Origin of the sequence: Streptomyces sp. NPDC088553 (assembly GCF_044752965.1) — a bacterium.
Classification (GTDB): Bacteria; Actinomycetota; Actinomycetes; order Streptomycetales; family Streptomycetaceae; genus Streptomyces.
The window spans coordinates 550008-569284 of the sequence record NZ_JBIVMG010000006.1 but is presented as its reverse complement, the minus strand read 5'-3'; the positions used below and the strand labels follow the sequence as shown (position 1 = coordinate 569284).

The window sequence follows — 19277 nt, the reverse complement described above, 5'->3', positions numbered from 1 at the left end:
CCGACGGTGGCCTTTCACGTGAGGGCGAGGGTCGCGGCGGCGCGCGCCCGGCGCTCCACCCGCCCGAGGACGAGGACGGCGGCCAGGGCGTACCCGGCGCCGAGCGCGACGGCGGTCAGCATGGGGGCGAGCACGTCACCGCCGGAGGTCGCCGCGTGCACGGCCCGCGCGCCCCAGGTCGTGGGCAGGGACCAGGAGACCGGGTGGGTCCATGCGGGCAGCACGGTGAGGGGCACGAGCAGCCCGGAGAGCAGCCAGACGGGGGTGTCGAGCGGGTTGGCGAGCGCGTTGGCGTTGCGCAGCAGGACGAACGTGGCGGCGAGCAGCAGCCCGGTCATGCCGAGCGCGAGGACGCACACCGGGACGGCGACGAGGAAGAGCAGCGGGTGCGCGAAGTCCAGGGGCACGTCGAAGAGCAGGACGCCCCACAGGACGGTCGCGCCCATCGCGTACGTGCCGATGACGGCGGTCGCGAGGGTGATCGGGAGCAGGACGAGCGCGAGCGGCGTCGGCGCGACGACCAGGGTCTCCAGGGTGCCGAGCCAGCGCTGGTTCTGCACCGCGCCGCCCGAACCGAAGAGCACCGAGCCCCAGATGCCCATGAGTCCGGCCCCGACGGAGGCGGTGAGCAGCCGGTCGGGGTCCCCCGCGGCGCGGAACAGGTAGACGGCGAGCGTCGCGTAGACGAGGGGGACGAGGACGGCGAAGGTGATCTCGATCGGGGAGCGCGACATGTACGAGACGTGCGTACGGACTCCGACGAGGAGCAGCCGCGGGACGCGCCGCGGGTCGACGGTACGCCCGCTCATGCCGGCGTCACCTCCCGCGCGGCGCCCGCCGTGTCCTCCACGATCGCGATGTAGGCGTCCTCCAGGGACGGTTCGCGGCTGGCGAACCGGCCGATCCGTACGCCGTCGAGCGCGGCGAGGACCGGTCCGTGCAGGTCGGCGGCCCCCCGTCCGGTCTGCACGGTCACGGTCTGCAGCGCGCCCCGGACCTCCGCGGACACGCCCCGCACGCCCGGCACCCGCCGCAGCCGGTCGAGCCGCTCGTCGTCGACGCCGTACGCCTCGATCTCCAGCACATCCCGGTCCTGTACGAGGGACTTGAGGCTGCCGGGGGTGCCGAGGGCGCGGATCCGGCCGCCCGCGATGACGGCGATCCGGTCGCAGAGCTCGTCCGCCTCGGCCATGTAGTGGGTGGTGAGGAGGACGGTCGTCCCGGCGGCGGCCAGGTCGGCGACCGTGCGGCGCAGGTCGCGGGCGGCGACGGGGTCGACGCCGACGGACGGCTCGTCGAGGAAGAGGACGTCGGGGCGGTGGAGCAGGCCGCGGGCGATGTGGAGGCGCTGCCGCATGCCGCGCGAGTAGCCCTCGACGCGCTCCTTCTCCCGGCCCAGGAGGCCCACCAGGTCGAGGAGTTCGGTGATGCGGCGCTTCTGCTCGCGGGCGGGGACGGCGTACAGCTCGGCGAAGTAGCGGAGGTTGTCGAGCGCGGAGAGCCGGTCGTACAGGCCACGGTCACCGCCGAAGACGTACCCGATCCTGCGGCGTACGGCGACGGGGTCGCGGGCGACGTCGTGGCCGAACACCCGGGCCGTGCCGGAGGTCGGCAGGAGCAGGGTGTTGAGCATCTTGATGGTGGTGGTCTTGCCGGCGCCGTTGGGCCCGAGGAGCCCGAACAACTCCCCGGGCGCCACGTCGAACGTGACGCCGCGGACGGCCTCGGTCTCGGTCCGCCGGGCCTTCGGCCACCCGGTCCTGCCGGTGAAGGTGCGGCGCAGCGCGTCCGCCTCGATTGCGAGCATGCGCCGGACGGTAGGAGCCCGGTGAGGGACCCGGCCATCGATTCGGAAGGCCCCGAATCGTCAGGCCGCGGCTCGGCGTGGGGCCGCGGCTCGGCGTGGGGCCGGGCCTGGCACCGGGCCGGCCTGCCACCGGGCCGGCCTGGCGTCACGCCGCGGCCGTGAGGACGCCCTCCCCGGTGAGCAGCGCGAGCAGGGAACGGCCGGTGTCCGTCAGCTGGTAGTACACCGAGCGTCCGACCCGGTGACGGGTCACGACACCCGCCTCCGCGAGCACCGACAGGTGCTCGGAGACCGTGCTGGGCGCGAGGCCGAGGCGGTCGGCGAGGCCCGCCGTGGTCAGCGGCCCGCCCAGCTCGCGCAGGACCGCGGCCCGGCCGCGGCCGAGCATCAGCCCGAGCCGGTCCTCGGCGACGGGCTCGGGCGGCTCGCGCAGGGCGCCGGCGCCCCGGGCCTGGAAGCTGAGGGCGAACACCTCGGGGTCGTCCGTCGAGTACAGCCGGCAGCCCTCGGCGAAGACCAGCGGCACGAGGACGAGCCGCCGCTCGCCGGGCGCGTACTCCGCGTCGATGTGCTTGGTCAGTTCGAGTACGGGCGGCTGCCACCGCCCCCGGGTCTCCAGGCCGGCGAACAGCGCGTCGACGCCCTCGGTCGCGAACGTCCTGGCCCGGACGAGCACTTCGTCCTCGACCAGCCGACGCATCGTCGGCCAGTACGGCTCGATCGCGCCCTCCCAGTAGGCCGCGTACGCGTCGGCGAGCGCCGCGCAGGCGACCTCCGGGTCCTTCAGATAGGGCTGTACGAAGGGTGCGTCGGCCATGCCGGGGTAGCAGACGGCCACCTGGTCGCGGACGAACTCCGGGTCGGTGGACCGCAGCGCGGCGAGCTCCTCGTGGACGTGGACCGTGCCGAACGGCCGGGGCAGCAGGAAGTCGGAGACCGTGTACCGCCCGTCGGCGAACAGGTCCCACAACGGCCGGAGCCGGTCGTCCTCGCGCCACACCTCGCGCGCCTGCCCGACCCACTCCTGGTACGGCCAGGAGGGGTGGCGGCCCGGCAGCGCGAGGTGCATCGCGCAGAACGCGTCCCGCAGCGGGCTGATCGCGATCCGGGTCGCCCCGAGCGAGGCCTCGTCCAGCTCGATCCGTATCAAGCGCCGTCCCCGTCCCCGGTCGGCGCGCCGTCTCCGTTCCCGTCACCGACGGGCAGCAGGAAGCCCTCCTCCACGAGCAGCCGGATCGCCTGCGGGGTGCGGTCCCGCAGTATCACCGGGTCCTCGCCCATCAGCTGCCCGATCGCGTCGAGGATGCGGCCCGCGCTGAGCGTGCCGTCGCAGACCCCGGCGAACCCGGCGCCGACGTGGTCGACCCGGGTGGCGCGGCGCATGCCCCGGTTCTGCCGGAGCACGACGTGCTCCGGGTCCTCGGCGCCGGGGAGTCCGACCTGCTCCTGCACGACCTCGGGGGCGAGCGTGAACCGGTCGGCGAGGAGGGCCGCGTCGTCGTGGGAGCGGAGGTAGTCCTGGCGCTCGAAGTGGGCGAGGACGGTGGGGCCGAGGGGCTGCTCGACGGGGTGCGGCCACTCCTCGACGACGATCGACGGCTCGACGGCGCCGGACGCCACGGCGTCGTTCCGCCGGATCGTGATCCAGCCGAAGCCCACCGCGCGCGTCTTGCGGGCCTCGAACTCGTCGAGCCAGCGCCCGTACGCCTCGCCGTACGCGTCCGGGTCGCCGCGGTGGTCGCCGCTGTCGCGCAGCCACAGCTCGGCGTACTGGGTGATGTCCTGGACCTCGCGCTGCACGATCCAGGCGTCGCAGCCCGCGGGCACCCAGGACCGCAGCCGGTCCTGCCACTCCTCGCCCTCGACGTGCTGCCAGTTGGCGAGGAACTGGGCGTACCCGCCGTCGTTGAGCCGGTCGCCCGCCTGCTGCACGAGCGTGCGGCACAGGTCGTCGCCGCCCATCCCGCCGTCCCGGTAGGTGAGCCGGGCGCCGGGGGAGATCACGAACGGCGGGTTGGAGACGATCAGGTCGTACGTGTCCCCGTCGACCGGCTCGAAGAGCGAGCCGGTCAGCAGCTCGGCCTCCCGGGCCCCGGAGAGCGCGAGGGTGAGCCGCGTGAAGTCCAGGGCGCGCGGGTTGAGGTCGGTGGCCGTGACCAGGGTGGCGTGCTGGGCGGCGTGCAGCGCCTGGATGCCGGAGCCGGTGCCGAGGTCGAGCGCGGAGGAGACGGGCGTACGGACCGTGATCCCGGCGAGGGTGGTGGAGGCACCGCCGACGCCGAGGACGACCCCCTCGTCCTTCTTTCCGATCCCGCCGGCTCCGCCGACGGCGCAGCCCAGGTCGGAGACGATGAACCAGTCCTCGCCGTCCGGCCCGCCGTACGGCCGGATGTCGACCGTGGCGGAGACGGTGTCGTCCTCGCGGACGACCCAGCCGTCGGCGAGGGCCTCGTCGAGCGGGAGCGCGGCGGCGGCCCGCTCGTGCCCGACGCCCTGCTGGAGCAGGAAGAGCCGGACGAGGGTCTCCAGCGGGGAGTCACCGCGGGTGGCGCGCAGCGCGGGCACGGTCTCGCTGCGCGCGAGCGCGGCGTAGGCCGGGGCGCCGAGCAGGTCGAGGAGTCCGTCGGCGGTGAAGTCGGCGGCGAGCAGCGTCTCGCGCAGACGGGCGGCGTGCGCGGGCACCGGGAGGCGGGGAGGCAGGCTGGTCGTACTCACCGCTCCATTGTGACCGCCGCCACCGACAACCGGGCGGCCGACCCGGCGGCGGTCGTCGACGGACCCGGCCGGGACGGCCGTCGACCCGGCGGCACGCGGCGGATCGCCGCTGCCACCGGGTCGGGGCAGGTGCCCTTGGCGGGGAGTCCCGGGCGGGAGGCCCCAGGCGGGAGATCCCGCGATGGAGGCCCGGGCGGGGTGTCCCGAGCAGGAGGTCCCGGGCCGGACTACTCCTCGGCCTTCGCCGACGCGCTCGGCCTGGCCGGCTTCGTCGCGGCCTTGTCGGAGGAGCCGGAGGCGGAGGCGGTGGAGCCGGGCTGCGGGGACGCCGAGCCGGAGGCCTTCGGCGGGGTCGAGGCCGTGGGCTTCTGGCAGCCGGGCTGCTTGGCCATCGCCTGGCCCAGCTCGCCCTCCTCCAGCTTGGACAGGGCGTTCTGGTCCATCTTCTCGATCTTGGTCAGACCGTCGGCGACACCCTGGAGGCCGTCCGCGAACTTCTGCTGGTTCGTCGGGTCCAGCGCGTCGACCTGCTTCTTGAGGCCCTCGTAGGCCACCGCGGTCGCGTTGAGCTCCTTGATCGCGTCCTGCTGGACCTTCTCGCCGTTCTCGACGGGCGGGGCGCCGGCGCTCTCGACGGCCTTGGCCAGCGCCCGGTCGGCGTCGGCGATGTCCTGGAACGCCTTCGAGTCGGCGGCCTGGATCTCGGCTGGCTTGCTGTCCGCGGCCGTCGAAATGATGATCTGGTGGGCGTCGGCCCGCTTCTGGATCTGGGGCTTGGCCTGGTCGCAGAACGTCTTCGCCCAGTCGTCCACCTTGTTGCCCTCGTCGTCGCTGCAACCCGACAGCGCGAGCACGAGTACCGCGCCGCCGGACAGTGCGGCCGCAAGCTTCTTGTTCACCGGATCGGTCCCTTCCAAGGCTCTCGGCCCCGGAACATACACGCCGAACGGGCTACTTCCACCTTTCGTACGACCGATTCAGCCCGTATTGCAGTCTTTTGACCCAAGGGAGAGACCTCTCACGCGACCCCGACGTGCCCGAGAATGAGACGGACACCACGCACGGAGCCGGTGCGCGGCCCGTACGGACGGCACGTCAGGACACCGTCACGGAACGCTTCTTGGAGACCCGTACGGCGGCGATGACGACGATCAGCGCGACCCCCGCGACGGCCGCCCGGAGCCCGGCGCTGGCGTCGCCCCCGTAGCTGAACCGCACGACCGCCGGGGCGATGAGCAGCGCGACCAGGTTCATCACCTTCAGGAGCGGGTTGATCGCAGGTCCCGCCGTGTCCTTGAACGGGTCGCCGACCGTGTCCCCGATGACGGTCGCCTCATGCGCCTCGCTGCCCTTGCCGCCGTGGTTCCCGTCCTCGACCAGCTTCTTCGCGTTGTCCCAGGCGCCACCCGAGTTGGCGAGGAAGACGGCCATCAGGGCGCCCGTGCCGATCGCGCCGGCGAGGTACGCGCCGAGCGCGCCGACGCCCAGCGCGAAACCGACCGCGATCGGGGCCATCACCGCGAGCAGCCCGGGCGTGGCGAGTTCGCGCAGCGCGTCCTTGGTGCAGATGTCGACGACCCGTCCGTACTCGGGCTTCTCGGTGAAGTTCATGATCCCGGGGTGCTCGCGGAACTGCCGCCGCACCTCGTAGACCACCGATCCCGCCGACCGCGACACGGCGTTGATCGCGAGCCCCGAGAAGAGGAACACCACCGCCGCGCCGAGGATCAGGCCGAAGAGGTTGTTGGGCTGGGAGATGTCCATCGAGAGGGTCAGCTCGTTCGCCGCCCTCGCGCCGACCTCGACGACCGAGGTGGCGATGGCGTCCCGGTACGAGCCGAACAGCGCCGCGGCCGCGAGGACGGCGGTGGCGATGGCGATGCCCTTGGTGATGGCCTTCGTCGTGTTGCCGACGGCGTCCAGCTCGGTGAGAACCTGGGCCCCCGCCCCCCGCACGTCCCCGGACATCTCCGCGATGCCCTGGGCGTTGTCGGCGACCGGGCCGAAGGTGTCCATGGCGACGATCACGCCGACGGTGGTCAGCAGGCCCGTACCCGCGAGGGCGACCGCGAACAGCGCGAGCATGATCGAGGAGCCGCCGAGCAGGAACGCCCCGTACACCGTGAGGCCGATCAGGAGCGCCGTGTAGACGGCGGACTCCATGCCCAGGGCCACGCCCGCGAGGACGACGGTCGCGGGGCCGGTGAGCGAGGACTTGCCGACGTCCCTGACCGGCCGGCGGCTCGTCTCCGTGAAGTAGCCGGTGAGCTGCTGGATGAGCGCGGCCAGGACGATGCCGAGGGCGACGGCGACCAGGGCGAGCACGCGGGGATCCCCGGCGTGCTCGCGGATGCCCGGCTCGGTGACGCCCTTGAGCTCGGCGTAGGAGGAGGGCAGGTACAGGAAGGCGGCGACGGCGACTCCGGCGAGCGAGATCACGGCGGAGACGAAGAATCCGCGGTTGATCGCGCTCATCCCGCCGCGGTCGGCGGGCCGCGGGGAGACGGCGAAGATGCCGATCACCGCGGTGATCACGCCGATCGCCGGCACGATCAGCGGAAACGCCAGGCCGTGATCGCCGAAGGCCGCCATGCCGAGGATGAGCGCGGCGACCAGGGTGACGGCGTACGACTCGAAGAGGTCGGCCGCCATGCCCGCGCAGTCGCCGACGTTGTCGCCCACGTTGTCGGCGATGGTGGCCGCGTTGCGCGGGTCGTCCTCCGGGATGCCCTGCTCGACCTTGCCGACCAGGTCGGCGCCGACGTCGGCGGCCTTGGTGAAGATGCCGCCGCCCACGCGCATGAACATGGCGATGAGCGCGGCGCCGAGGCCGAATCCCTCCAGGACCTTGGGCGCGTCGGCGGCGTAGACGAGCACGACGCACACGGCGCCGAGCAGCCCGAGGCCCACCGTGCACATGCCGACGACCCCGCCGGTGCGGAACGCGATCCGGGTGGCCCGGTGGGCCACCTCCGTCAGGTTCTTCTCGGGTTCGCCCTCGGCCGGTGTGGCCTCCCGGGCGGCCGCGGCGACCCGCACGTTGGCCCGTACCGCGAGCCGCATGCCGATGTATCCGGTGGCCGCCGAGAAGAGCGCCCCGACCAGGAAGAACAGGGACCGTCCGGCGCGCTGCGACCAGTTGTCCGCGGGCAGCAGCATCAGCAGGCCGAACACGACGACCGCGAAGACGGCGACGGTACGCAGCTGCCGCGCGAGGTAGGCGTTGGCCCCCTCCTGCACGGCGGCGGCGATCTCCCTCATCCTCTCGGTGCCCTCACCGGCCCTGAGCACCTGGCGGACGAGGAGCCGCGCGACCACCAGCGCGGCGAGGGCGACGGCGCCGACGACGAACACGATCGTCCGGTTCCCGCTCGTGAGCACCGCCGCGGCGAGAGATGTGGGGTACATGGGGACGGATCATAGGGAGACAAACCGACACGTACGGGGATGCCGGAAACCCCCCGCGCGGATGCACCAATCAGGGGGCGGTTTTCGGGGCGGACCGGAGCAGCGGGTCCGAACCGGGAGGCGGGCCGGGCCGGGCCTGGACCGCCGGTGGGCCGGTTCGGGGGTTCGGCTCGGGCGGGGGCCGGTTCTTGGGCCGGGGGCCGGTTTGGGCGCGACGAGAAGAGGCCCTGCGGGGCAGGGCCTCTTCTCGTTGCGCTTCGTGGCTCCGTACGGGGGCTCCGTACGGGTCAGGACAGGACGTCCGCCGAGTTCACCGGCCAGCTCATCCGGATGGTGCCGCCGTCCTCGCCGGCGCTCACCTCGACATCGTCGACGAGCCCGCGGATCACCGCGAGCCCCATCTCGTCCTCACCGTCGGCGTCGTCGAATTCCTCGGCCGGGGCCGCGGCCCGCGCGCCGGGGACACCGGCGGCATCGGCCGCCGCGACCCCCGCACCCGGGACCTCGTCGCCGACCTCGATGGAGAACGTCTTCTCCTCCTCGGTCAGCACGACCCTGATGGGCGTCGTCACGTCGTTGCTGCGGTGCAGCCCGACGGCACGCGAACACGCCTCGCCGACGGCGAGCCGCACCTCGTCGAGGACCGCCTCGTCCACCCCTGCCCGGCGCGCCACCGCAGCCGCCACCAGGCGGGCCGTACGGACGTGCTCGGGCTGAGCGCTGAAGCGGAGTTCAACGGTGGCCATACGAACCCCCTGGGCTCAGTCGACGGCGTTGACGGCCTCGTCGACCGAGGTGTGGATCGGGAACACCTTGGTGAGACCCGTGATCCGGAAAATCTTCAGAATGCGCTCCTGGTTGCAGACCAGACGCAGCGAGCCCTCATGGGCGCGAACGCGCTTCAGGCCGCCGACGAGCACACCGAGGCCGGTGGAGTCGAGGAAGTCCACGCCCTCCATGTCGACAACCAGGTGGTAGCTGCCGTCGTTCACCAACTCGACCAACTGCTCGCGCAGCTTGGGCGCGGTATACACATCAATCTCGCCACCGACCTCGACGACCGTACGGTCACCACCAGCGCCGGACACATTGCGAGTCGACAGGGACAGGTCCACGGATCCTCCAGCACCTTGCTATCGAACGATCGTCCCCACTGGGTCTCCCGGGCGGAGTCAGGGAACTGATCGCCAGCCGCGATGGCATTCAATCACTTACCAGCAGCCATGCACGACGCCTTGGAAGCATTGTCCGTCATGGCAGTGACACACTCGGTGCCGATGGCCAAGAATCAGCGCCCCCGACGACCGGCCGGAGACACGGGCAGCCGCCCCTCCCCCGGCATGGTCCTCGACCGGCTCTCCTCGGGCGAGAGCCGGGCCGCGCGCATCACTCATACGGAGCACATGCCCGCCCGGGAGGGTCGTCATGCCGTCTGGCCGCACCGCATCCGTCCGGAGGTGATCGCGGCGATCGAGGCGGCCGGGATCGAGCACCCCTGGGCACACCAGGCGGAGGCCGCCGAGCACGCCCTGGACGGCGAGAACGTGGTGATCGCCACCGGAACCGCCTCGGGCAAGTCGCTCGCCTACCTCGCCCCGGTCCTGAGCACCCTCCTGGACGGCTCGGAGGCCCCGAACGGTCGCGGGACCACCGCCCTGTACCTCTCGCCCACCAAGGCCCTCGCCGCCGACCAGAGGCGCGCCGTCCGGGAACTGGCCGCCCCGCTCGGCAACCGGATCCGCCCCGCCGTCTACGACGGCGACACGCCCGTCGAGGAACGCGAGTGGGTCCGCCAGTACGCGAACCACGTCCTGACCAACCCCGACATGCTGCACCGGGGCATACTCCCCTCCCACCCCAGGTGGGCCTCCTTCCTGCGCTCCCTGCGCTACGTCGTGATCGACGAGTGCCACACCTACCGGGGCGTCTTCGGCTCCCACGTCGCCCAAGTGCTGCGGCGACTGCGCCGGATCTGCGCCCGGTACGGCTCCGAGCCGGTCTTCCTCCTCGCCTCCGCCACCTCCGCCGAACCCGCGCTCGCCGCCGGCCGCCTCACCGGCCTGCCGGTCACCGAGGTCTCCGACGACGCCTCCCCGCGCGGCGAGCTGGTCTTCGCCCTGTGGGAGCCGCCGCTGACCGAGCTGCACGGCGAGCGCGGAGCGCCCGTACGCCGCACCGCCACCGCCGAGACCGCGGACCTGCTCACCGACCTGACCCGCCAGGGCATCCGCTCGGTCGCCTTCGTACGCTCCCGGCGCGGCGCCGAGCTGATCTCGGTGATCGCCCAGGAACGCCTCGCCGAGACCGACCGCGCCCTCGCCCGCCGCGTCGCCGCCTACCGCGGCGGCTACCTCCCCGAGGAGCGCCGGGCCCTGGAGCGGGCCCTGCACTCCGGCGAACTCCTCGGCCTGGCCGCCACGACCGCCCTGGAGCTGGGCGTGGACGTCTCGGGCCTGGACGCGGTCCTGATCGCCGGCTACCCGGGCACCCGGGCCTCCCTGTGGCAGCAGGCGGGCCGCGCGGGCCGTTCGGGCGAGGGCGCCCTGGCGATCCTGATCGCCCGCGACGACCCGCTGGACACCTTCCTGGTCCACCACCCGGAGGCGATCTTCGACCAGCCGGTCGAGTCGACCGTCCTCGACCCGGACAACCCGTACGTCCTCGCCCCCCATCTGTGCGCCGCCGCCGCGGAGCTCCCGCTGACCGAGGCGGACCTGGCCCTCTTCGGCCCGGCCGCCCCCGGTCTGCTGCCCCAGCTGGAGGGCGCCGGCCTGCTGCGCCGCCGCTCCACCGGCTGGTACTGGACCCGCCGCGAGCGGGCCGCCGACCTCACGGACATCCGGGGCGGCGGCGGCAGCCCCGTCCGGATCGTGGAGGCCGGCACCGGCAGGCTGCTCGGCACCGTCGACGAGGCCGCCTCCCACGCGGCCGTCCACGAGGGCGCCGTCCACCTCCACCAGGGCCGCACCTACCTGGTGCGGGAGCTCGACCTGAAGGACTCCGTGGCGCTCGTGGAGGAGGCCGTCCCGCCGTACTCCACCACCGCCCGCGACACCACCTCCATCGCCGTCCTGGACACCGAGACCGAGATCCCCTGGGGAGCCGGCCGCCTCTGCTACGGCTCCGTCGAGGTCACCAACCAGGTGGTCTCCTTCCTGCGCCGCCGCCTGATCACGGGCGAGGTGCTCGGCGAGACCAAGCTCGACCTGCCGCCCCGCACCCTGCGCACCCGGGCCGTGTGGTGGACGGTCACCGAGGACCAGCTCGACGCCGCCCGGATCACCCCGGAGATCCTCGGGGGCGCCCTGCACGCCGCCGAGCACGCCTCCATCGGCATGCTGCCGCTCTTCGCCACCTGCGACCGCTGGGACATCGGCGGAGTCTCCGTGCCGCTCCACCCGGACACCCTGCTGCCCACCGTCTTCGTGTACGACGGCCACCCGGGCGGCGCGGGCTTCGCCGAGCGCGCCTTCCACACGGCCCGTGCCTGGCTGACGGCCACCCGGGAGGCCATCGCCTCCTGCGAGTGCGAGGCGGGCTGCCCGTCCTGCATCCAGTCCCCGAAGTGCGGCAACGGCAACGACCCCCTCCACAAGCGCGGCGCGGTCCGCCTCCTCACGGAAATCCTCCGCGCGGCCCCGGAGCCCCCGGAAGCCCCGAAGACGCCTGCGGCACCTGAGCCGTCCGAGGGACCTCAGACGCCGCCGATGGAGGCACCGGAGGTCCCGCCCGGGACCTGATCTCCGGCCGGTAGGGGCCGCGCACGACCCTGGCGGTCACCTCCGCGAGCTCGCCCCGCACCGCGCAGCCCACCAGCTCGGCGCCCTGCGCGGCGGCCACCCGGGAGGCGGCGGCACAGGCCTCGGCCTCGCCCCACAGCGCCCGGTCGGCGGCGGCGAGCGCCGCCAGGTCGGCCGCCCCGCCGGCCCGGTGCCTGGCCGCCACCGCCTGCCCGAACGCGAGCACCGCCCCGAACACGACGCACAGCGCACAGGCCGCGAACGCCACCCACACGGTCGCCGCACCCCGGTCCCGGCCGGGCGCGCCGGCCGTCACGACGGACCTCCGCTCTCCGGGGCGCCCGGTGCCGGGCCGCCGATCGTCGGGTCCTCCGCGAGCGCCGCGGCCTCCGCCCGCAGGGTCAGCCCCATGCCCCGCGGGCCCGGAGCCGCTGCCTCCACCGTCACCCGCCACAGCTCCCCCGCCCGCGTCACCGCGACCCGGGCGCCCTCGGGCGCGGCGGCCCGCGCGGCGGACTCGGCGGAGGCCACGGGCTCGGCGCGGGCCGCGACCCGTGCCCCGGCCCGCGCCGCGTCCACACAGCGGATCTGAGCGGCGGCCGCCGCCAGCGCCCAGAGCAGGGTGACCGTGAAGAGGGCGAGGACAGGAAGCACCAGCGCCGCCTCCACAGTCACGAAACCCCGGTCAGAACGGCGCATCGAGAGCCTTCCCGATCATCGACTCCAACGCTCCCGAGACCGTCTCACTGGTCACGATCTTGTACAGGACCGCGGCGAACCCCGCCGCCGCGATCGTCCCCACCGCGTACTCGGACGTGGTCATCCCCTCGTCCCGGCGCGCCGCCTCCCGCCGTGCCCGCCACCAGTCGCCCCACGCCACCTTGACTCCCATGCCGTCCTCCTCGGTCCGTCGTTCTCGTCGTGTCATGCCGTTCATCCGTCCAGAAGTCCCGTCGCCAGGCCGATCACCACCGGGGCCACTCCCACCGCCAAGAAGGCCGGCAGGAAGCAGAGCCCCACGGGCCCGCTGATCAGCACCTGCGCCCGGCGCGCCCCGGCCGCCGCCGTCCGGGCGCGGGCCGACCGCAGCGCGGCCGCGTGCCGGGCGACGGCCTCCGCCGCGGGCGCCCCCGAGGAGCCGGCCCGTTCCATGCAGCGCGCGAGGCCCGAGGCACCCGGTATCGCGCCGAACCTCCGCCACACCTCCGCCGGTTCGCCCCCGAGCCGCAGTTCGGCCGCCGTACGGGTCAGTCGCTCGCCCAGGGGGCCGCCGAGGGACCGCCCGACGGCCTCCGCCGCCTCCCCCGGCCCGGCTCCGGCCGATGCGCAGGCCGCCAACAGATCCGCGGCCAGCGGGAGATGCCGTACCGCCTCGTCCTCCGCGTCCGTCGGCGCGGCGGACCTGCTCGCCGCTCCACGCCGGACGGCCGCGGCCACCAGGACGGCGGCCACCAGACCGCCGAACACCCCGAACAGCACCCAGCCGAGCCCGGCCGCCCCGAGAGGCGCCCCCCACTGCCCCACCCACCGAGGCAGCCCGGCCCGAACCCGCCGCGGCCGCGGGGCCGCAGTCGGGCCCGAGGTCCAGGTCGGGCCATGGGTCGAGGTCCGGCCATGGGACGGGGTCGGGGTCAGGGTCGGCAGCAGGTCTCGCAGCCTCCGCCGCGTCCCGCGCGCCCTCCGCCCGCACACCAGCTCCCGCACCCCCTGCTCGCACCAGACGATCGCCGCGGCCGCCACCGCGGCCACCTGCACGGCCCCCCTCACGCCCGCTCCCCTCCCCGGACGATCCGCGCGGCCCACCACAGCCCGGCCGCTTCCAGAGCCCCGCCCACGACGAGGCAGCCCAGGCCCGCCGGTGTGTGCAGCAGCACCCGCAGCGGGTCCGCGCCCAGAGCCGCGCCGAGCGCGACACCGGCGAGCGGCAGCACCGCGAGGACGGCCACCGTCGCCCAGGCCCCGGCGAGTTCGGCCCGCAACCGCTCACGCTGCTCGCGGTGGTCCCGCAGGGCCGCTTCGAGCCGGTCGAGACCGGCGGCCAGGCCCGCGCCGCCGTCCACGGCCACCTGCCAGCACGCCGCCATGCCCGCGAGCCCGTCGGCGCCGTCCTGCCCGGCCGCTCTCCGCAGGGCCTCCGGCACGTCCCCGCCGAACCGGGCCGCCGCGAGCACCGCCGCCTCCTCGTCGCCGAGCGCGCCCGTCTCGCGGGCCGCGAAGGACAGGGCCTGCGCGGGCTGCCAACCGGCCCTCAACTCCCCCACGACGGCCCCGCACAGGGCCACCACGCGCTCGGCCCGCGCCTCGCGTTCCCGCCGGCGCCCGGCCTCCCGCAGCCGCCGCCCGACGACCGGCACCGCGACCGCCCCCGCCACCAGCGGCAGCGGCGACTCACCGAGCACCGCGACGAGTCCCGCCACCGGCAGACACAGCCAGGCCCGGCGCCCCCGCAGCACGGCCCACCAGCGCGCGGCCACCGCCGACCACACCGCAGGGCCACCGAGAGTCCCCGGAAACCCGGCGGCCTCTCCGGCGAGCACCATCCGCGCCCGGCCCGTGACGCGCCTCCGCTCGGCCACCTCCCACAACGCCGCGACCACGCAGCCCACCGCCGCCACCTGGGCCACTTCCCGTACGGACAACCCCGCCGTGCTCACGATCCCCCTCCGATCAGCGACCTCAGCCGCTCCCAGCCCCGCTCCCGCACGAATCCGTCCTCGCCCCACCGCAACGCGGGAACCGTCCGCACCAGGCCGTCCCGGTCCCGCTCCAGGACGTGCGCCTCGGCGATCCGGCGCCGCCCGTCCCGGTCCCGCGCCAGATGGAGCACGACCGACAGACCGGCCCCCAACTGGCTGTGCAGGGCGGCCCGGTCGAGCCCGGCCGCCGTCCCCAGGGCTTCGAGACGCGCCGGCACGTCCGCCGCGGTGTTGGCGTGGACCGTGCCCGAGCCGCCTTCATGGCCGGTGTTGAGAGCGGCGAGCAGATCGACCGCCTCGCCGCCCCGGACCTCGCCGACCACCAGCCGGTCCGGCCGCATCCGCAGCGCCTGCCGGACCAGGTCCCGCAGGGTCACGAGGCCGGCACCCTCCTGGTTCGCGGGCCGTGCCTCCAGACGCACCACATGCGGATGGTCGGGCCGCAGCTCCGCCGAGTCCTCGGCGAGGACGATCCGCTCCCGCTCCCCCACCAGGCCGAGCAGGGAGGCGAGCAGTGTGGTCTTCCCCGTCCCCGTGCCTCCGCTGACCAGGTACGACACCCGGGCGTCGATGAGTGCGCGCAGGATGGGGGCGCCGCCCGGCGGCACCGTGCCCGCCGCCGCCAGCTCCTCCAGGGTGAAGGCGCACGGACGGACCACCCGGAGCGACAGACAGGTCGAGCCGACCGCCACCGGTGGCAGCACCGCGTGCATCCGGGTGCCGTCGGGCAGTCGCGCGTCCACCCAGGGCCTGGCGTCGTCGAGCCTGCGTCCGGCCACCGCCGCGAGCCGTTGCGCGAGCCTGCGCACAGCGGCGGCGTCGGTGAAGGACACCGGCGCCCGCTCCAGGCCGGCGCCCCGGTCCACCCACACCCGGTCGGGTGCCGAGACCAGGACGTCGGTGACGGCCGGATCGGCGAGCAACGGTTCGAGCGGCCCGGTGCCGATCAGCTCGCATCTCAACTCCTCGGCTACACCCAGCACTTCCGCGTCGCCGAGCAGCCGCCCCTGTGCCCTCAGCGCCGCCGCGACCCGCGCCGGCGTGGGCTCGGACCCGCTTGCCGCGAGCCGCTGCCGCACCGCGTCGAGCAGCCCCGCGCCGCCGCCCGCGCCCCCGGTCACGCCGCACCACCAGGGGCGAGGGCGCGCCCCCAGAAGGCGTCGCAGAACCGGCCGAGGGGGCCGCGGGGCTCGGCGCCCGGCGGCACGCCCGCGTCCTGGTCGGTCACGATCCCCGGGTCGTAGGGGAGTTCACCGGCGAGCGGCAGCCGCAGCGCGTCGGCGACCCACCGCTCGTCGAGCCCGGCCGCGTACGGCCCACGGACCACCGCCCGCAGGTCGCGCACGCCCGTGGAGAGGCTCGACACCACCCGGTGCGCGGCCGCGACGGCCCTCAACTCGCCCGGCACGACAAGCAGTCCGAGGTCGAGCTGGGCCAGGGCCTCGACGGCCGCCGAGTCCGCGGCGCGCGGCAGGTCGACCACGACGACCCCGCCCCGGCGGCGGGCCGCCGCGAGCACGGACCGCACGGCCTCGGCCGGTACCGACGTCGCGGGTTCCCTGCCCCAGCTGAGCACCCGGACGCCCCGCACGGACGGCAGGGACTCCTCCAGGGCGCCGCCGGCGAGCCGGCCCTTCGAGGCCGCGAAGTCGGGCCATCGTCTGCCCTCCTGGCGCTCGCCGCCGAGCAACACGTCGAGTCCCCCGCCCATGGGGTCGCCGTCGACGAGCAGGGTGCGCCGTCCGGCTCGCGCGGCGGCCAGCGCGAGACCACAGGCCAGGGTGGAGGCGCCGGCGCCGCCTCGGCCGCCGACGACCCCGACGGTCATCGCCTGCCGGCCCACGCCCTCGGCCGCGTCGGCGATGCGGTCGACGAGGAGGCCCTCGGCGTCCGGAAGCCGCAGGACGCACTCGGCCCCGATCTCGACGGCGAGCCGCCACACCCCCGAATCGTCGCGGTCGCGCCCGACGAGGACGGTCCCCGGGCGGCGCGCCGCTCCCCGGCATCGCGCCGCGGCGTCGTCGCCGACCAGGACGAGCGGTGGGTCGGTCCAGCTCGCCGGCCGCTCCGGCACCCGGTGGTGCACCTCGGGTTCGACCCCGGCCGCGGCGCACAGCCGCAGGAGGTCGTCGAGCAGCCCGAGGTCCTCGGTGACGATCAACGGCCCCGTACGGCGCTGCTCTTGGAGGCCGGGCCCGTCCGGACCACTCGGTGCCGGGGCCCGATCCACCCCACTCGGCCCCGAGGCCCACCTCGCACCCCTGCCCCCGGAAGTCCTGGATGCCTCCATGACACACACCCCTCTCGTGATTCCTGCCGTTCGCGAACTTCGCGACAGGAATCACCCTGGGGCCCCACCGAAAATCCTGGGGATCTTGCCGAAAAACTGGGGATATCCGAAGCCCTGTGAATATCTTCGTCACCCCTCCGGGGGCTGTCCGGAACGCAGCCTGCCGGTTACTGTGAGTGATGAATCGAGGGCCCGGCAGAGCGCCGGACGATGCGCGGCCGACGGCCGGAAGGAAGGAGGCGGACGATGTCCCACGGCGCCAAAACGGCTCCGGACATGCGACGACCCCCGCCGGGGGGGAGAGCGGGGGTCGTCTCTCCGGCCGACTCGGGGGGGGAGGAGCCGGACCGGGTTAGCACGGTCGCGAACGATCCGTGACTTCCATGGTGTACCCGAGAGCCTTCTCAGGCAAACCCACGCGCCCCAGCGTACGCCGAATGGCGGGCACCTATGCTCAGGCTTGTGGAAAACCACTCCTTGCCGCGCACAGCCGCCTTCTTTGACCTGGACAAGACGGTCATTGCGAAGTCCTCGACGCTGACCTTCAGCAAGTCCTTCTACCGGGGCGGACTGATCAGCCGCCGCGCCGCCCTGCGGACGGCCTACATCCAGTTCGTCTTCCTGGCAGGTGGGGCCGATCACGACCAGATGGAGCGGATGCGTGAATATCTTTCCGCGCTCTGCAAAGGCTGGAACGTGGCCCAGGTGAAGGAGCTCGTCGCCGAGACCCTTCACGACCTGATCGACCCGATCATCTACGACGAGGCCGCCTCCCTCATCGAGGAGCACCACGCCGCCGGCCGCGACGTCGTGATCGTCTCGACCTCCGGCGCCGAGGTCGTCGAGCCGATCGGCGAGATGCTCGGCGCCGACCGGGTCGTCGCCACCCGGATGGTGGTCGGCGAGGACGGCTGCTTCACCGGTGAGGTGGAGTACTACGCCTACGGGCCGACGAAGGCCGAGGCCGTCCGGGAGCTCGCGAAGTCCGAGGGCTACGACCTCTCGCGCTGTTACGCGTACAGCGACTCGGCGACCGACATCCCCATGCTGGAGGCCGTCGGCCACCCGTACGCGGTCAATCCGGACCGGGCGCTGCGCCGGGAGGCCGTGGCGCGGGAATGGCCGGTTCTCGCCTTCGAGAAGCCGGTGCGGCTCAAGCAGCGGCTGCCCGAATTCCGCATGCCGCCCCGCCCCACGCTCGTCGCCGCGGCGGCGGTGGGTGCGGCGGCCGTGGGGGCCGGACTCGTCTGGTACGCCGCCCGGCGTCGGCAGGCCGCGCTCGCCCATCGGCTCGCGGATGACTTTGCCCGAATTTGAGCAATGAGCAGAGAAGTGGAGCCAGCACTTTCGCTTCTACCCCGACAGGAGTAGAAAGGAATCAGGCCCGCGAGACCGAGGACATCCGAGAGGATCACCTGTTGAGCATCAAGGCCCCACGGACCTAGCACAGAAACCGAGCACCCACGCGACGTCGACCCGTCGATTACGGGCCAGCCGCACCAGGCCACGGGCAAAGTTCCCGGCCTGATGGGCACATATTCGAGGACGCATGGTAACTGGGTAGACGTGCCAGCGGCGGTACCAGAACTGGTGCCGCCGCAACCCGTTCCGGGCCCCGCGAGGGGCCCGGATTCGTTTGCCAGGCCCGGGATTCGGACGGGCGCCGCCGCCCGGTCCGGGAATCGGCCCGCGCCACCGTCCGCGCCATCGCCAGGGCCGCGCCGCGCTGGTTCAGGCCGCGCCGCGCTGGAGGGCCTCGCACACGGCCGTCGACTCGCGGACACCGAGCTCGACCGAGCGCCCGCAGTGCGCGATCCAGCCGCCCACGCCCTCCGGGGTCCCCGACAGGTATCCCTCGAACGCGGCGAGGTACGCGGCCCGTCCCTGCTCCGCGTGCCCGACCTCCGCCGGGCAGATCGCCTTGGGGTCGAGGCCGCTGCCGACCAGCGCGATCCGCTCGGCGGCCCGGGCGACCAGACCGTTGTACGAGGTGAAGGGGCGCAGCGCGAGCAGTTCGCCATGGACCACGGCGGCCGTCACGAGCGCAGGGGCCTCGCCGCCCGCGACGATCAGCTCCGCCAGGCCGTCGAGTCGTCCGCCGACCTCGGCGGGCGTCGGCAGCGGGGCCGTGACCAGGGGTTCGTCGACCGTCTCGCCGTCCAGCCGGGGCCGGCCCACCGATGCGCCCGGGTCGCCCGCGGCGACCAGGTGGAGCCGGGCGAGCACCCGCAGCGGCGACTGGCGCCAGATGGAGAGCAGCTGCCCGGCCTCGGCGCCGAGCCGCAGCGCGGCGCCGACCGTGCGGGCCTCGGCGTCGGCGCTGAAGTCGGTGCGGCGGCGGACCTCTTCCAGGGCCCAGTCGGCGCCGGACAGGGCGGCCGAGCCGCGCGCCCCGCGCAGGGCCGCCTCGGAGGAGATCTCGTTGCTGCGGCGGCGCATCACACGGTGGCCGTAGACCCGGTCGACGGCCTTGCGTACGGAGTCCACCGCGTCGGCGACGCCCGGCAGGGAGCCGAGGGCGGCCAAGGGGTCAGAGGCGTGCGTACTCATAAGTAGGGAGGCTACGCGCCCCGGCGGCCCGCCCCACGATGGAGTGGTCTTCTTCACGCATCCCGACCACG

At 74.2% G+C, this 19277-nt stretch carries 17 protein-coding genes and 1 pseudogene; 2 read left to right on the top strand and 16 right to left on the bottom strand.

The window, feature by feature from the left end; all coding sequences use genetic code 11:
• Positions 1-14: 14 nt before the first annotated feature.
• The 8 genes from ACIP8Z_RS23260 to ACIP8Z_RS23225 all read right to left on the bottom strand — a co-directional run bounded on the left by ACIP8Z_RS23260 (position 15) and on the right by ACIP8Z_RS23225 (position 9045).
• Entirely contained in the window at positions 15-809 is a 795-nt protein-coding gene (locus ACIP8Z_RS23260; protein ID WP_402086277.1) for an ABC transporter permease, read from the bottom strand.
• Positions 806-1807: an ATP-binding cassette domain-containing protein gene (locus ACIP8Z_RS23255; protein WP_402086274.1), complete on the bottom strand. Its 1002-nt coding sequence runs from the start codon at positions 1805-1807 to the stop codon at positions 806-808. The genes ACIP8Z_RS23260 and ACIP8Z_RS23255 overlap by 4 nt, the downstream gene beginning before the upstream one ends.
• 145 nt (positions 1808-1952) lie before the next feature.
• On the bottom strand, positions 1953-2957 hold the full coding sequence (locus ACIP8Z_RS23250) for an ArsR/SmtB family transcription factor (RefSeq protein ID WP_402086272.1): 1005 nt from the start codon (positions 2955-2957) through the stop codon (positions 1953-1955).
• Positions 2954-4522 (bottom strand): methyltransferase, encoded by a 1569-nt coding sequence (locus ACIP8Z_RS23245; protein ID WP_402086270.1) that lies wholly within the window; start codon positions 4520-4522, stop codon positions 2954-2956. The genes ACIP8Z_RS23250 and ACIP8Z_RS23245 overlap by 4 nt, the downstream gene beginning before the upstream one ends.
• Before the next feature lie 227 nt (positions 4523-4749).
• Positions 4750-5421: a small secreted protein gene (locus ACIP8Z_RS23240; RefSeq protein WP_402086268.1), complete on the bottom strand. Its 672-nt coding sequence runs from the start codon at positions 5419-5421 to the stop codon at positions 4750-4752.
• Between the two features lie 196 nt (positions 5422-5617).
• Positions 5618-7930: a sodium-translocating pyrophosphatase gene (locus tag ACIP8Z_RS23235; protein ID WP_402086265.1), complete on the bottom strand. Its 2313-nt coding sequence runs from the start codon at positions 7928-7930 to the stop codon at positions 5618-5620.
• 287 nt (positions 7931-8217) lie between these two features.
• Positions 8218-8676: an ATP-binding protein gene (locus ACIP8Z_RS23230; RefSeq protein ID WP_383859530.1), complete on the bottom strand. Its 459-nt coding sequence runs from the start codon at positions 8674-8676 to the stop codon at positions 8218-8220.
• Positions 8677-8691: 15 nt separating this feature from the next.
• Complete coding sequence (locus tag ACIP8Z_RS23225; RefSeq protein ID WP_015034520.1) at positions 8692-9045, bottom strand: STAS domain-containing protein; 354 nt, start codon at positions 9043-9045, stop codon at positions 8692-8694.
• 81 nt (positions 9046-9126) lie between these two features.
• On the opposite strand from ACIP8Z_RS23225, the gene ACIP8Z_RS23220 reads away from it, so the two are divergent.
• Complete coding sequence (locus ACIP8Z_RS23220) at positions 9127-11670, top strand: DEAD/DEAH box helicase (RefSeq protein ID WP_402086262.1); 2544 nt, start codon at positions 9127-9129, stop codon at positions 11668-11670.
• Positions 11671-11710: 40 nt separating this feature from the next.
• On the opposite strand, the pseudogene ACIP8Z_RS23215 reads toward ACIP8Z_RS23220, so the two are convergent.
• From ACIP8Z_RS23215 to ssd, 7 genes and pseudogenes are all read right to left on the bottom strand, one after another.
• Positions 11711-11908 (bottom strand): annotated as a pseudogene (locus tag ACIP8Z_RS23215) (Rv3654c family TadE-like protein); the annotation flags it as partial.
• A 74-nt stretch (positions 11909-11982) separates the two neighbouring features.
• On the bottom strand, positions 11983-12345 hold the full coding sequence (locus tag ACIP8Z_RS23210; protein ID WP_402086259.1) for a TadE family type IV pilus minor pilin: 363 nt from the start codon (positions 12343-12345) through the stop codon (positions 11983-11985).
• Positions 12346-12355: 10 nt separating this feature from the next.
• Complete coding sequence (locus ACIP8Z_RS23205; RefSeq protein ID WP_402086256.1) at positions 12356-12598, bottom strand: DUF4244 domain-containing protein; 243 nt, start codon at positions 12596-12598, stop codon at positions 12356-12358.
• A gap of 5 nt (positions 12599-12603) precedes the next feature.
• Complete coding sequence (locus ACIP8Z_RS23200) at positions 12604-13437, bottom strand: type II secretion system F family protein (RefSeq protein ID WP_402086254.1); 834 nt, start codon at positions 13435-13437, stop codon at positions 12604-12606.
• Positions 13434-14324, bottom strand: coding sequence for a type II secretion system F family protein (locus ACIP8Z_RS23195; protein WP_402086252.1), 891 nt, complete (start codon positions 14322-14324; stop codon positions 13434-13436). The genes ACIP8Z_RS23200 and ACIP8Z_RS23195 overlap by 4 nt, the downstream gene beginning before the upstream one ends.
• Positions 14321-15487, bottom strand: a complete 1167-nt coding sequence (locus ACIP8Z_RS23190; RefSeq protein WP_402086250.1) for a TadA family conjugal transfer-associated ATPase — start codon at positions 15485-15487, stop codon at positions 14321-14323. The genes ACIP8Z_RS23195 and ACIP8Z_RS23190 overlap by 4 nt, the downstream gene beginning before the upstream one ends.
• Entirely contained in the window at positions 15484-16656 is a 1173-nt protein-coding gene (ssd, locus tag ACIP8Z_RS23185) for a septum site-determining protein Ssd (RefSeq protein WP_402086247.1), read from the bottom strand. The genes ACIP8Z_RS23190 and ssd overlap by 4 nt, the downstream gene beginning before the upstream one ends.
• A gap of 450 nt (positions 16657-17106) precedes the next feature.
• On the opposite strand from ssd, the gene ACIP8Z_RS23180 reads away from it, so the two are divergent.
• Entirely contained in the window at positions 17107-17973 is an 867-nt protein-coding gene (locus tag ACIP8Z_RS23180) for an HAD family phosphatase (protein WP_187621734.1), read from the top strand.
• A 414-nt stretch (positions 17974-18387) separates the two neighbouring features.
• Here the strand turns inward: ACIP8Z_RS23180 and ACIP8Z_RS23175 are convergent, their stop codons facing one another.
• Complete coding sequence (locus ACIP8Z_RS23175; protein ID WP_319316078.1) at positions 18388-19206, bottom strand: oxidoreductase; 819 nt, start codon at positions 19204-19206, stop codon at positions 18388-18390.
• Positions 19207-19277 lie beyond the last annotated feature (71 nt).